The following is a 14,318-nucleotide window of genomic DNA, read 5'->3' on the forward strand; positions in this document are numbered from 1 at the left end:
CAAAGGCTTTTCATTATCCCTTTCGTTCCAAGGTTTCTAGGCTTTTACGAGCAGTGCGACACACTCGACGTGATGCGTATTTGGAAATAAATCAGTCGGCTGTACCTTCGTCAATTTGTACCCCAATTCCTCATAAAGTTTAATATCACGCGCCATGGTTGCCACATTACAAGAGATATAAACGATTTTCTCTGGTTTTACAGAAGTACTTGCTTTGATAAAACTTTCTGTCAAACCTTTTCGTGGTGGGTCGACAAAAATCACAGTTGGCTTGACTCCATCTGCCACCCATTTTTGCATAGCGGATTCTGCACTATCACAGACATAGGTAACATTATCAATCCCATTTCGAGCAGCATTCTTCTGACTATCAAGGACAGCCTTTTCAACGACTTCTACACCGTAAACATGCTTAACTTGTTTTGCAAAGGAGAGACCAATTGTCCCAATACCTGAATAGGCATCAATCACGACATCATCTGCCGACAATTCTGCAAAGTCAATGGCGGTCTGATAGAGTTTTTCAGCCATTTCTGTGTTGACTTGATAGAAAGATGGTGCAGAAATTTCAAATTCATTGCCCAACATGGTATCTGTAATAGTTTCACTGCCATGCAAAAGACGGAATTCTTGACCGAATATAGCATTGGTATTCTGGTCATTAATATTCTGAACGATAGAAACAAGATTTGGAAATTGGCTTGTCAAACGCTCAATAAGGGTTTCAACACGGAAAATCTTCGGACGAGTCGTAACTAAAACTAGCATCAACTGGCCAGAATAATGACCACGACGAACAACAATATTTCTCACAAGTCCTGTCTGTTCTTTCTCATCGTAAGGCTTCAAGTCTAATTTTCTCAACAGGTCACGTGTCGCTAGAACCAAGGCATCAATTTCCTTATGTTGAATGTAAAAATCCTCAATCGGAACTAAATCATGTGAATTTTTTCGGAAGAATCCTGTTTCTAACTGCCCATTCACACGACGAACAGGAACAGCTGCCTTATTGCGATAAGCAAGAGGATTGTCCATTCCCAAAGTATCTGCTACTGCTATTTCTGGCAGACCTGCAATCTTGCGTAGATTATTCTCAACTTGTTTTTTCTTAAAAGCTAGTTGAGCTGGATAAGTAAGATGCCCCAAGTCAGCAATACCTGTTCTTAGATAGGTCAAATCCAAGTCCTGATTACGGTCTGGTGAGAAGCTCTGCGATTGCTCCACCTTACCAAAACCAATATTTTTCTTAAGTTTTAAGATGCGCATGGAAATTTTCTCACCTGGAAGAGCATTGTCTACAAAGAAGACAAAACCATCAATTTTTGCCACACCCTGACCCTCATGTGTCAAATCTACTACTTCTACTTCGACAATATCGTTTTTCTTTAACATAATTCTACTTTCTATTTTTGGACCACTAAAAAAGTGACCGAAGTCACTTCTAGTATACCATATTTCTTAACGCAAGCCTAACTCAGCCAAGCGCTGCTGGTATTTTTCAAAATCAACACGAAGAGCCATACCACCATACATATCATAGTCGTCAACCCAGTCTCCATTTTCTGGGATTGTAACACGTTCGATACCATTTGCCGCATCCAATAGAAGGCCTGGTCCCTGTAGCCACATAAAGCTTTGTGGCACTGTTGTCGGAGTCATCGCCACAACCTTACCTATAGCTTCGGAGCCAGAGAATAGTTTCATTGGATTTTTAGCCTGTGTCATAACAGCAGATAACACTTCCTGTTGACGTCTCGTACGACCAAAATCACCTTCATCATCCGAACGATAGCGCGCGTAGTTAAGCAAGGTCTTACCATCCATCTGCTGTACACCGACCTGAATCGTTTGATAAGCAGGAGCATTTTCTTCCAGCTGTAAATCATTCGGCACTTCTACTGAGCTAACGACTTCACCATTAATAGTTGAAAACTGTGCATCAATCGTTACGCCCTCAGGGAAAAGTGTATCAATCGTTGTCGCAAAGGTTGCAAAATCCACCATCGCATAGTACTTGACATCGATGTCAAAATTATTCTTCAACGCCTTCCGAACTTCTTCAGCCCCTTGCTGATTATCCTGTTCTCCCAAAGTATAGGCAGTATTGAGTTTATATTCATATCCCTCAATATCCACCAAGGTATCCCGCATAAAGCTAACAAGTTTGATTTTGTTATCCGTGTTATTCACGTTTAGAACCATGATGGTATCTGTTCGAGTTTCACCTGAGCTTTCGCCAACACGACCGTCTGTTCCCAAAATTAAAATATTTGTCCCATTCGATGTATCTACGCCGTTGAAGACCTCAGCTACCGGCTTCTCACTCACGCTATTCATACCTTTGAAAAAACTATAGCCCATCGCTACAATCACTAGCGCTATAGCAAGCAATACGAAACCAATAAAGCGCTTGAAACCACCCTTTTTACGAGATTTTTTAGGTTTAGGTACTTTCGCTTTGGGCTCGATACGGGGAGACTGAAACCGTTGAGGTTTGGCTTGTCTTGTTTTTCTGGATCTACGTTCAGGATAGCGAGGCAACAGTTCCTCTTGCTCATCATCCTCTTCAAAATAATCTTCCTCGAAGTCATCTTCGTAAGCCGTTGGTGTGAAGCTACGTAGAGATTGCCTTGGACTTCCATGCCGTTCTCTCAGCTCTTTTTTATATAATAGATAATCCAACTCACGACTTTCTTTGTCATTTAAGTAGTGGATATTTTTTTGCAAATAATCTAACCTCAATTGTTCATGATGGGTTAGGATATTATTGTTTTTATTCATCTGTCTTCATCCTAGCTGGTCATATAGACCAGGTAATTCCCTAGTACTTTATAGGTTATGTCTAAACTAGTCAATTCTATTTGAGAATAGGCTAATAATTCCTCAGACTGATTGTCAAGATCCAGTATGAAAAAATACTCACCCAAAGCCGTTTTCAGGGGTCGGCTTTCTATTTTTGTTAAGCTGATTCCTCTCCATGAGAAAACAGACATGGCCTTATACAAGGCTCCTGGCAGGTTATCTGGCAATGTCAGTGCAAGACTGACTTTTTTAGCTACTTGTTCCAGGGCAATAGACGGAGCCTTATCCCCCAAAATCCAAAAGCGTGTAAAATTCTCGCTAATTTCCTGGATGTCTTGCGCAATTACCTCCAGTCCATATTCAACAGCTGCCGCTTGCGGAGCAATTGCCGCAAATGGTTGTTCAGGATGTTCTGCCACAAAGCGAGCAGCATAGGCTGTACTAGCTGTTATTTCAATACGAGCCTGAGGAAAATGTTCCTGAATATATTTCTTCCCCTGAGCAATTGCCTGCGGATGAGAATAGATAACCTCTACAGCCTTATCGGCACTCGTGGCTAACAGTTGTTGGGCAATCGGTTGAACAATCTCTGCAACCGCATGAATCTCCGCCTGATGAAAGAGATAGTCAATCGTTTCATGAACACTACCTTCAATCGAGTTCTCTACTGGAATAACGGAATAGGTAACTTCCCCCGTTTCGTAGGCCTTGATAACCTCTGTAATCGTTTCAAAAGCCTGCAAATCCGCAGTCGGAAAGGCCTGCTGGGCCACTTGATGTGTAAAAGAACCACGAGGTCCTAGATAGGCTACTTGCATAAAATTTTCCTTGCTACTTGTTCTGGATTCAGTTTATCTGTATCGATTACAGTATCGGCTAAACCTTGATAAAGTGCCATTCGTTCACGATAGAGGGCTTCAAACTCTTCCTTACTACACTGTAAAAAGAGAGGTCTTTGCGATTGTCTATCCTTACGAATTCTCTGATAGGAAACTTCAAAGGAGGCAGTAAGAAGTACATTGTCCTCCCTATTTGCCAACAGCAATTCCCTGTTTACTTCAGATTTAATCACACCACCACCAGTTGACACGATACAATTACTAGGTAAGTCCAGCAATTCTTTCAACACCTCTGTCTCCAGTTGTCTAAACGAAGCCTCTCCTTCAAGACTGAAATAGTCAGCAATAGGCATACCAATCCGTTCTTCAATGATATGGTCCATATCGTAAACGGGGAGATTTAACAAATGTGCTGTTGTTGTTTTTCCAACTCCCATAAATCCAAGTAAAACGATTGGCATACGTTCTCCTAATCCATCAAACTATTTAAGTGTTCAAAGAAGGCAGGATAGCTCGTATTGATAGCTTCTGCTCTTTCCAATACAACTTCTCCATCTTTGGCCAACAAGGCAGCAATGGCAGCCATCATACCGATACGGTGGTCACCAAATGTATTGATTTCAGCACCATGTAAAGCAGTTGGTCCGTGAATAATCATACCATCTTCTGTTGGTTCAATAGTTGCTCCCATACTATTTAGAGCATCTGCAACAACCTGAATACGATCCGTTTCTTTAACTTTCAACTCCTCAGCATCACGTATAATCGTTGTTCCATGTGCTTGAGTCGCTAGTAAGGTAATAATTGGCAACTCATCAATCAAACGAGGAATCAATTCACCTGCAATCTCCGTAGCCTTCAATTCCGACGTTTCAACTGTAATGGTAGCAGATTTTGCAAGTTCATCTATGTTAGAAAGAGTCATTTTACCGCCCATAGCTTTAATGACATCTAAAATACCAGTCCGAGTTTCATTGATTCCCACATTTTCAAGGATAATTTTTGAACCTGGTACGATTAAGCCAGCAACCAACCAAAAGGCAGCACTTGAAATATCTCCTGGAACTGTAATCTCTTGAGCAATAAACTCCTGACCACCTTGGATGCGGATTTCCTTGCCACTGACTTCCAACTGTCCACCAAACTGGACAATCATATCTTCTGTATGGTTTCGAGTCAACTCTTTTTCTACGATGACCGACTCTCCCTCAGCCTGCAAGGCAGCAAAAATCAGAGCTGATTTTACTTGGGCAGAGGCTACAGGGAGTTGGTAGTGAATTGGTTTTAAATTCTTATTCCCTTTGATGGTCAACGGAGGTAGGTCACGTTCAGTTTGTCCAGAAATCTCTACTCCCATTTGACTGAGTGGAATAGTTACTCGGTCCATAGGACGTTTGGATAAGGAATCATCACCAAACATAGTCGCCTCAAAATCTTGACCTGCTAAAACGCCTGAAATCAAACGAATCGAGGTTCCAGAATTTCCCATATCCAAATCATTTTTGGGTGCTTGAAGACCATCAAAGCCAACACCGTGTACTTCAACAATATCACCATTGTCTTCAATTTTCACACCCAAATCACGAAAGACCTGCATGGTTGACAAGACATCTTCCCCACGCAAAATATCGTGGACACGAGTAACACCTTTTGCAAGGGAACCAAAAATAATAGAACGATGACTGATTGATTTATCACCTGGGACACGAATCACACCCTGTAGTTTTTCTACGTTTTTTCTTAATTTCATACCCTTACCTCAAACTAGTATTACTTCCATTCTATCATATTTATAAAATATTTTCTGATTTTTATGACAATGACTTGTAAAAAAATCAATTTCCATTACATTTTTATCCAAAGTGTATGAATCAAAAATCGTTAACCTATTGTAAGTAAAATTTCTTAAATTTTCTTTATATAAAATATTCAGAATTTACTGTAAATTTCACACAAAATCATGAATATTGGTTTTAAATTCTTAAAAATAATGGTATAATTGAGAAATCTATAAATGAAAGAGGAAGACCTATTGTTTACACCAATCAGCGAAAAAATTGACATCAATCAAGTACGAGAACATTCAAAACTTTCTCCAGAAACACTTGCTAAAAAACAAGCCCGTGACCGTGAACTTGAAGCTATCTTAAAAGGTGAAGATGATCGTCTTCTCCTAGTAATTGGACCATGTTCTTCTGACAATGAAGAGGCTGTCTTAGATTATGCTCATCGCTTGGCCAAGCTCCAAGAAGAGGTCAAGGATAAAATTTTCATGGTCATGCGCGTCTATACTGCCAAGCCACGTACCAATGGTGATGGTTATAAAGGACTCATGCACCAACCAGATACAGATGCTGCACCAAGCCTCATCAACGGAATCAAAGCAGTTCGTAACCTCCACTATCGTGTCATTACGGAAACAGGTTTAACTACTGCTGACGAGATGCTCTATCCTGAAAACCTGCCTTTGGTTGATGACTTGGTTTCCTACATCGCTATCGGAGCTCGTTCGGTTGAAAATCAGCAGCACCGCTTTGTAGCGTCAGGCATCGATGTTCCAACAGGCTTGAAAAATCCAACATCTGGTAACCTCAAAGTCATGTTCAACGGTCTTTTTGCTGCTCAGAAGAAGCAATCCTTCCTCTTCAACAATACTGAAGTTGAAACATCTGGCAATCCACTTGCTCACGTTATCCTTCGCGGCGCAGTCAATGAAAATGGTAAATACCTACCAAACTATTACTATGACAATCTTCTAGAAACCATTGAGCTCTATGACCAATTTGGCTTGAAAAATCCATTTATTATTATCGATACCAACCATGACAATTCTGGGAAAAATTATTTGGAACAAATCCGTATCGTTCGTCAGACCTTAATCAACCGCGACTGGAACGAATCCATTCGTAACTACGTTCGCGGATTCATGATTGAATCCTACATTGAAGACGGTCGCCAAGACAATCCAGATGTCTATGGAAAATCCATCACAGACCCTTGCTTAGGCTGGGAAAAAACACAAGAACTCATCCGAGAAATTTACAACAGATAGGAAGATATTATGGGAATTCACAAACGTAGCACCAGTTTAGACATTGATAAAGTAAAAGAGCTTTCAAAGCTCGAAGGAGATTTTCTGGTTGCAAAAAATCAGCGCGATGAAGAACTGAAAAGAATTATCCGAGGCGAAGATGACCGTCTACTCTTGGTTATCGGCCCTTGCTCATCAGATAATGAAGAGGCCGTTCTAGAATATGCACGTCGTCTCTCTAAGCTTCAAGAGGAAGTCAAAGATAAAATCTTCATGGTCATGCGGGTTTACACAGCTAAGCCACGTACCAATGGGGAAGGCTATAAAGGACTGGTTCATCAGCCAGATACTTCTAAATTACCAGACCTCATTAACGGAATTGCAGCCGTTCGTAATTTGCATTACCGTGTCATTACTGAGACCGGACTCACAACTGCTGATGAAATGCTCTACTCTGCCAACTACCCTCTTGTGGAAGACTTGGTGTCCTACCATGCTATCGGAGCACGTTCGGTTGAAGACCAAGAACACAGATTTGTTGCATCAGGTGTCGATATGCCAACTGGTATGAAAAACCCAACTTCTGGTAATTTGACCGTTATGTTCAATGGTATCTACGCCGCACAAAACAAACAGAACTTTATTTACCGCGATGCAGAAGTTGATACAGATGGCAACCCTCTAGCTCATGCTATCCTTCGTGGTGCCAATACTGAAAAGGGCGGTTATGAGCCAAACTACTACTATGATATTCTCTTGAAAACCATCAAACAGTATGAACAATTTGGTCTTAAAAATCCATTTATCGTAATTGATACCAACCACGACAATTCTGGTAAAAACTACCTGGAACAAATCCGAATCGTCCGTCAGACCCTCATCAACCGTGATTGGAATGAAGCCATTCGCAAATATGTCCGTGGTTTCATGATTGAATCCTACTTAGAAGACGGCCGTCAAGATAGCCCTGAGGTATTCGGCAAATCCATTACCGATCCTTGCTTAGGTTGGGAAAAAACGGAAGCTCTGATTCGTGAAATTCATCAAACTGTCTAATTCTTTCCTTAATATAAATAATTTGGAGGTAAGCTATGAACATTGATGGTTACACTCGTCTTGCTGCCGTTGTTGCAAAGCCAATCAAACACACCATTTCCCCCTTCATTCATAATCTGGCTTTTAAGGAAACAGGGGTAAACGGTGTCTATGTCGCTTTGGAAATTCCAGAAGAGGATTTGGCTGCTACTCTTGAAAATATCAAACGCTACGATATGTTTGGCATCAATCTTTCCATGCCCTATAAACAAGCTGTCATTCCTTATCTAGATGATTTAACAGCCTCTGCACGCCTGATTGGCGCTGTCAATACTGTCATTCATCAGAACGGCTTACTAATCGGTCATAATACCGATGGCATTGGATTCTTCAAAAGTTTAGAAAAACTAAGAGGATTCCAAGTACGCAACAAGCGACTGACCATTCTAGGTGGTGGTGGTGCTTCTACTGCTATCATAGCTCAGGCTACATTGGATGGTGCAAAGGAAATTACCATTTTCTGCCGTCAACAAAGCTTGGAAAGAACACAGGCGAGTCTTACACCTATTGCTCAAGCAACTGGAGTTCCTATGAAGGTTCTAGCCAATGATGATAGCCAGTTGATGCAAGAAGAAATTGCCAAGTCAGACTTACTTGTCAACGGAACCAGTCTAGGCATGGATGGGCATTCTCAACCTGTTCCTTCTACCATTCGCTTTCCTGAAAATCTTTTGGTTGCAGATGTGATCTATCAACCATTCGAAACACCTTTATTAAAACTAGCCCAATCTCAGGGCAATCCAACTATCAATGGTTTGGGCATGCTCCTTTTCCAAGCGGCTGAAGCATTCCAAACCTGGACTGGTAAGGAAATGCCGACTGACTTGATTTGGGACCAATTAGTCCAGAAATACGACATCAAATAGAGAGGAAATCTGATGAAACTGACCGTCAATCTTCCCAACACTCCCTACGACATCCTTATCCAAAGAGGAAGTTTAGCACAGACAGGTGCATGGGTCAAAGAACTTTGGAAACCTCAGAAAATCGCCATTATTACAGATGACAACGTTGGCTCACTCTACCGTGAAACAGTCCAGTCAAGCTTAGAACAAGCTGGTTTTGAAACCATTGCTTTTGAATTTCCAGAAGGTGAAGCCTCAAAAAATCTTGATACCGTCAACCAGGCCTACGAATTTCTCGTAAAAAATGGTATGACACGAAGTGATGGAATCATTGCTCTCGGCGGGGGAGTCGTTGGCGATTTGGCAGGTTTTGTCGCTTCTACCTATATGCGTGGTATCCATTTCCTACAAATCCCAACCAGCCTAACTGCCCAAGTCGATTCTTCTATCGGGGGAAAAACTGGCGTAAACACCCCATTTGCCAAAAATATGGTGGGGACCTTCTACCAACCAGACGGCGTTCTCATCGACCCTGATACCCTCAAAACCCTCGGCAAACGAGAATTGATTGAAGGAATGGGCGAGGTTGTCAAATATGGCTTAATAGATGATGTGGAGCTCTGGGAAACCCTAGACCAATTAGACGGCTCTGTCGAGAGCATTCTGGAGCATGCTGACTATATCATCTACCACTCCTGTGAAGTCAAACGCAAGGTTGTTGTCGAAGATGAATTAGACAACGGTGTCAGACTCTACCTCAACTTCGGTCACACTATTGGACATGCTATTGAAGCGACCGCTGGTTACGGCCAGGTCATGCACGGTGAAGCTGTTGCTATCGGTATGGTACAAATCTCACGCGCAGCTGAGAAAAAAGGACTGATGCCAGCTGGTATGACAGAAAAGATTATCGCCATGTGTGAAAAATTCGGCTTACCGATTACACACCAGCCTTGGAATGTAGATGAATTATACGCCGCCCTAACTCACGATAAAAAAGCACGTGGCAAGACCATCAAACTCGTCATCGTCCCTCAATTGGGACAGGCAGCCATCCATCAAATTCCAATGGAAGAAATGCTAGAATTTCTACAAGTATAGTCTTTTAGTTCACATCAAAAGCCGCAGGTATAACTCAATGCTTTCTTGTTTCTAGGCGACCAGCTGATGTACTTCGCTTTTTTGTTCTCAGGCTCAGGTACGAATAGTCCACTGGACTATTCGTATCCCCCAGATTGCTTGCACAGTTAATGGACTGTGCAAGGTGGGAGATAAAAGAGCGGAGCAAGTCGCTTTTGCAAAAGCAGGCAAGGCGAGTTCAAACAATCCAGTGGAGTGTTTGAAGTTGGAAATAAGGAAACGGAGTTTCCTCTTACGTCGAAGTAATAAAAGTCAACTAAATGACGATATAAGAAAAATGACTACTGATTCAAAAATCATCAGTAGTCTTATTTTTTTATAAAATCATTTCATCGTCAGTTAGCTTTTCACCACTGTTTTTGTAGAAAAGGTCCATCAAGTTTTGAACGGTTAAGTTCTTCTTCTCTTCTCCTTCTACATCGACAACAATCTGACCACGGTGCAACATGACCAAACGATTACCATATTCAATGGCGTTTTCCATATTATGCGTAATCATCAGAGCTGTCAACTGGTGACTCTCGACAATCTTTTTAGTCAATTCCATGACCATATCGCTAGTTTTGGGATCAAGGGCCGCAGTGTGTTCGTCCAAGAGCAGAACTTTTGGTTTGACCAGCGAAGCCATCATCAATGTCAAGGCCTGACGTTGACCACCTGAAAGAAATTGCGTGTCAACCTTCATACGGTTTTCCAAACCCAGACCAAGTTCTTTCAAGGCTTCCTTAAAAATAGCACGTTCACTATCCTTCACACCCCAGCCAAGACCACGTGACAATCCACGACGATAGGCAATAGCCATGTTTTCTTCAATGGTCAAGCGGGAAGCTGTTCCCATCTTAGGATCTTGGAAGACACGGCTGATGTCCTTAGAACGTTTGGCAGCTGAGACATGCTTAATGGATTTACCTTCAAGCAAAATATCGCCCGAATCAACCGTCAAGGCACCTGCAAGTGAGTTCATGAAAGTTGATTTACCAGCACCATTACCACCGATAATGGAGATAAAATCACCCTCTTTTACATCTAAGTTCAACCCACGAAGGACATGGTTCTCATTAACTGTTCCAGCTTCGAAGGTTTTATGAATATTTTGAATTGATAAAATTGTAGACATGACTTCCTCCTAAGCATTTCCATTCAATTTTGGACGACGAATATTCAATTTCTTCTGCAATTCTGGCACATAGAGAACGGTTGCCAGAAGGATAGCTGAGAAGAGTTTAACAAGGTCTGCATCCATACCTGGAATTTCCAAAATCGCTAAGATAATCAAACGGTAAACAACTGCACCGAGAACAACCGATAGGAGTCTCCAACCCAGGCGTAAGTTACGCAAGATAACTTCTGCAATAATGACAGATGCTAGACCGATAACAATGGTACCAGTACCTGAATTGAGATCTGCATAGCCATTATTCTGAGTAAGAAGAGCTCCACAAAGGGCAATTAGACCATTCGACAACATATAGCCGTAGATTTTCATATTGTCTACATTGATACCATTGGCCTCACTCATTGGAATGTTATCCCCTGTTGAACGAATAGCTAGACCAATTTGTGTATTGAGCAAGAGCGTCAATAGGCCCACAACTGCTAGTACAAAGACCAGACCAATGACCAAAACAGCATTGGTTTTTGGCAAACCGAAATCCTGCAATTGGGTCACCAGTGTTTCTTGTTTGAGCAGGGCTACATTGGCTTTGCCTAATATTTTCAAGTTGATAGAGTAGAGACCTGTCAAGGTTACAATACCGGTCAAAAGGGCTGGAATTTTTAGTTTTGTATGAAGTAAACCAGAAATCAATCCTGCACCCATACCAGCTACCATAGCCATAAAGGTTGCCAGCAAGGGATTCACTCCGTTCACAATCCCTGTCGCACAAACAGCAGCTCCAAGCGGATAAGCCCCCTCAGCTGTCATATCAGCAATATCTAAAATACGAAACGTCAAGTAAACACCAATCGCCATAACTGACCAAAGCAAGCCTTGCGAGATACTTGATAAAATAATATCCACGATTTTCTCCTTTTTCTAAATTCGTAGTCAATACTAGGTTCTATACTTACCGATCTTATTCAGATACAGCAAGCTTAGAAGTATCGATACCTAATTTCTGAGCCATTTCTTCATTAACGTGAAGACTGACGGTCTCTGGGTATTCTACCGCTGTTTCTGACACATTGGCTCCTTCGATAATCTTAATAGCCATTTTTGCAGTTTGACGACCTAAAGCTTCATAGTTGGTACCGTAAGTCAAAAGACCTCCTTCATCCACCATGTCCGTTGAACCACCGATTACTGGAACCTTATGCTCCACAGATAATTCACCGATCATGGTCATGGTTGAAGCGACAGTATTGTCTGTTGGAATAAAGAGAGCATCTACATCCTTCATCAAACTTGTTGTCGCATCTTGTACTTCATTAGTCGAAGTGATTCCTTTTACTACTACCTTATAACCTGCTTTTTCTAGCAATTCCCTAGCTTGCTCTACCTGGACTTCTGAATTACGTTCGCTAGTAGTGTACAAAATACCAACTGTCTTAGCATCAGGAACAGCTTGTCCTAGCAATTCAACCTGTTTGTCAATTGGAGCTTGATCAGAAGTACCTGTCAATAGTCCACCTGGTTTTTCAATGGATTCTACCAAATCAGCTGACAAGGGATCTGTAACCGCAGCAAAGACAATCGGCGTTTCAGTAGACACAGTCGCTAAACTCTGAGCAGACGGCGTAGCGATTGCCAAGACAATATCATTTCCATCGATTAATTGTTCTGAAATGGTTTGAAGGTTAGCTTGATCACCTTGGGCATTTTGATAGTCCAAAACCAATTTTTCATCCTCTTTGTAGCCATTTGCTTCTAATTCCGCCACAAAACCCTCACGGGCAGCTGTCAATGATTCATGCTCCATATATTGGAGAACTCCAACTTTGACCACAGCTGAGGAAGCTTGTTCTGATGATGTGGAACAAGCTGCAAGTGTTAGCAAACCCATACTTGCTACTGAAATAGTTGCCAATTTTTTTACTAGCTTATAATACATAAACGTTTCTTCTCCTAAATATTTTACTCTTCTAATGCTTTTATAGTCGCTGCATCAATACCAACAGCTTTAGCCATTTCTTCATTGACGGTAATAGCCGCTGTATTTGGTTTTTCAACTGCTAAGTCAGCTGGCTTTTCACCCTTCAAAATCTTCACGGCCAATTCACCAGCTTGAACACCGATAGCATGGTAGTCGACACCGTAGGTAAATAGAGCTGCGTCAATAACTGCCGCGTCACTTCCCATAGCTGGAACTTTTGCTTCTTTTAAAATATCACCGATTGTTGAAGCTGTAGAGGCAACTGTATTATCAGTTGGAAGATAGATAGCATCGACTTTTCCTGCAAGTGAAGTAATAGCTTGCTGAACATCGTTTGTAGTCGTAACTGTTGTCACTTCTACCTTTACACCTTTTGCTTCGAGTGCTTTTTTAGCCTGCTCAGCTTGAACTTCTGAGTTTACCTCGCTAGAATTGTAGAAAATACCGACAGTCTTCGCAGTTGGTACAACTTTGAGCAACATCTCGATTTGACCTTCCACATCAGTTGCATCAGTAGATCCTGTCATGGTCCCACCTGGTTTTTCCAATGATTCAACCAAACCTGCTTCAACTGGATCTGTGACAGCTGTAAATACACTTGATGTTTCACTATCTGCATTAAGCATGGCTTGGGCTGCCGGTGTTGCGATGGCAAAGTTAAGATCATTTTTCCCTGCCAATTTCTCAACCATTGTCTGTAAGTTTGCTTGATCACCTTGGGCATTTTGCAAATCAATCGTCAGATTTTCACCTTCCTTGTAGCCTGCTTCTTCGAGTGCCTCTACAAAACCTTCACGAGCTGAGGTCAACGCTTCATGTTCAGCATATTGAATAATACCAACATTGACTGAACTTGAATCTGACGAATTGGAACTGCACGCAACAAGCGTTACTGCTGACAAAAGTGCTACTGAACTAAGTATAATTTTTTTAAATCCCATGATTATTCTCCTTTTATAAATATAATTGCAAACAAGAAAGGACCGCTTAGACTACACTCTAAACGGTCCTTGTATTTCATCTGTATAGGAAAACAGAATGAATTATCCGTGCCATTTAGATGTATCATCTATGGGCACATGTCAAAATAGCTACAGCCACATAGATACAAACTTTACGTTCCCGTGTTTGCATCCATGTTTACCATGTCTACAAACACTATCTAAAATAGCCGTAGAAATAAGTATGATTAGCTGAATGATTTTGACACATTTGTAACATCTCTGTTTCCCTTCCTCATTTATTTGTAACTATCATAACTGTTTTCAAATTATTTGTCAATAGGAAATTGCGTAAATTTTCAGATTTTTCAAGTTTTTTCGAATTTTTCTAAAAATACCCCCCTATATTATTAGCTATAAAACGATCTGTCAATAGCCGCAGCTATAACTCAATGCTTTCTTGTTTCTGGGATTGCTTGTACAGTAAATGGACTGTTCAAGGTGGGAGATATAAGAGCGGAGTGCAAAATCGG

General features: G+C 41.4%; 13 protein-coding genes. 4 read left to right on the top strand and 9 right to left on the bottom strand.

Going from position 1 to position 14,318, the window contains the following annotated elements; genetic code table 11:
• Positions 1 to 36: 36 nt before the first annotated feature.
• The 5 genes from rlmD to aroA all read right to left on the bottom strand — a co-directional run bounded on the left by rlmD (position 37) and on the right by aroA (position 5,391).
• Complete coding sequence (gene rlmD / locus K5Q34_RS02050) at positions 37 to 1,392, bottom strand: 23S rRNA (uracil(1939)-C(5))-methyltransferase RlmD (protein ID WP_221864419.1); 1,356 nt, start codon at positions 1,390 to 1,392, stop codon at positions 37 to 39.
• Positions 1,393 to 1,458: 66 nt separating this feature from the next.
• Positions 1,459 to 2,781 (bottom strand): LCP family protein, encoded by a 1,323-nt coding sequence (locus K5Q34_RS02055; RefSeq protein ID WP_221864420.1) that lies wholly within the window; start codon positions 2,779 to 2,781, stop codon positions 1,459 to 1,461.
• A gap of 11 nt (positions 2,782 to 2,792) precedes the next feature.
• Positions 2,793 to 3,620 (bottom strand): prephenate dehydratase, encoded by an 828-nt coding sequence (pheA, locus tag K5Q34_RS02060; protein WP_221864421.1) that lies wholly within the window; start codon positions 3,618 to 3,620, stop codon positions 2,793 to 2,795.
• Positions 3,611 to 4,102, bottom strand: a complete 492-nt coding sequence (locus K5Q34_RS02065; RefSeq protein WP_024393608.1) for a shikimate kinase — start codon at positions 4,100 to 4,102, stop codon at positions 3,611 to 3,613. Before K5Q34_RS02065 ends, pheA begins: the two co-directional genes overlap by 10 nt.
• A gap of 8 nt (positions 4,103 to 4,110) precedes the next feature.
• Positions 4,111 to 5,391 (bottom strand): 3-phosphoshikimate 1-carboxyvinyltransferase, encoded by a 1,281-nt coding sequence (aroA, locus tag K5Q34_RS02070; protein ID WP_221864422.1) that lies wholly within the window; start codon positions 5,389 to 5,391, stop codon positions 4,111 to 4,113.
• Between the two features lie 264 nt (positions 5,392 to 5,655).
• Between aroA and K5Q34_RS02075 the strand changes: the two genes are divergently transcribed.
• Genes K5Q34_RS02075 through aroB form a run of 4 tightly spaced genes read left to right on the top strand, consistent with a single transcriptional unit; the run spans position 5,656 to position 9,713 of the window.
• Positions 5,656 to 6,693, top strand: coding sequence for a 3-deoxy-7-phosphoheptulonate synthase (locus tag K5Q34_RS02075; protein ID WP_024395871.1), 1,038 nt, complete (start codon positions 5,656 to 5,658; stop codon positions 6,691 to 6,693).
• Between the two features lie 9 nt (positions 6,694 to 6,702).
• The gene (locus K5Q34_RS02080; protein ID WP_114866596.1) at positions 6,703 to 7,728 is read left to right on the top strand and encodes a 3-deoxy-7-phosphoheptulonate synthase; all 1,026 of its coding nucleotides are present in this window, start codon (positions 6,703 to 6,705) and stop codon (positions 7,726 to 7,728) included.
• Between the two features lie 35 nt (positions 7,729 to 7,763).
• Positions 7,764 to 8,633 (top strand): shikimate dehydrogenase, encoded by an 870-nt coding sequence (locus tag K5Q34_RS02085; protein WP_221864423.1) that lies wholly within the window; start codon positions 7,764 to 7,766, stop codon positions 8,631 to 8,633.
• A 12-nt stretch (positions 8,634 to 8,645) separates the two neighbouring features.
• Positions 8,646 to 9,713, top strand: coding sequence for a 3-dehydroquinate synthase (gene aroB, locus K5Q34_RS02090; protein ID WP_221864424.1), 1,068 nt, complete (start codon positions 8,646 to 8,648; stop codon positions 9,711 to 9,713).
• 355 nt (positions 9,714 to 10,068) lie between these two features.
• On the opposite strand, the gene K5Q34_RS02095 is transcribed toward aroB, so the two are convergent.
• From K5Q34_RS02095 to K5Q34_RS02110, 4 genes are read right to left on the bottom strand one after another with little or no spacing between them, the layout of a single operon-like run.
• Positions 10,069 to 10,869, bottom strand: coding sequence for an ABC transporter ATP-binding protein (locus tag K5Q34_RS02095; protein WP_002940641.1), 801 nt, complete (start codon positions 10,867 to 10,869; stop codon positions 10,069 to 10,071).
• Between the two features lie 9 nt (positions 10,870 to 10,878).
• On the bottom strand, positions 10,879 to 11,772 hold the full coding sequence (locus tag K5Q34_RS02100) for an ABC transporter permease (RefSeq protein ID WP_105183818.1): 894 nt from the start codon (positions 11,770 to 11,772) through the stop codon (positions 10,879 to 10,881).
• Positions 11,773 to 11,827: 55 nt separating this feature from the next.
• A complete protein-coding gene (locus K5Q34_RS02105) occupies positions 11,828 to 12,802 on the bottom strand; it encodes an ABC transporter substrate-binding protein (RefSeq protein ID WP_221864425.1) in 975 nt (324 codons plus the stop codon).
• A gap of 23 nt (positions 12,803 to 12,825) precedes the next feature.
• Entirely contained in the window at positions 12,826 to 13,785 is a 960-nt protein-coding gene (locus tag K5Q34_RS02110; protein ID WP_024413044.1) for an ABC transporter substrate-binding protein, read from the bottom strand.
• Between the last annotated feature and the right edge of the window lie 533 nt (positions 13,786 to 14,318).

Source organism: Streptococcus sp. 2018110 (assembly GCF_019754115.1).
Lineage (GTDB): Bacteria > Bacillota > Bacilli > Lactobacillales > Streptococcaceae > Streptococcus > Streptococcus hashimotonensis.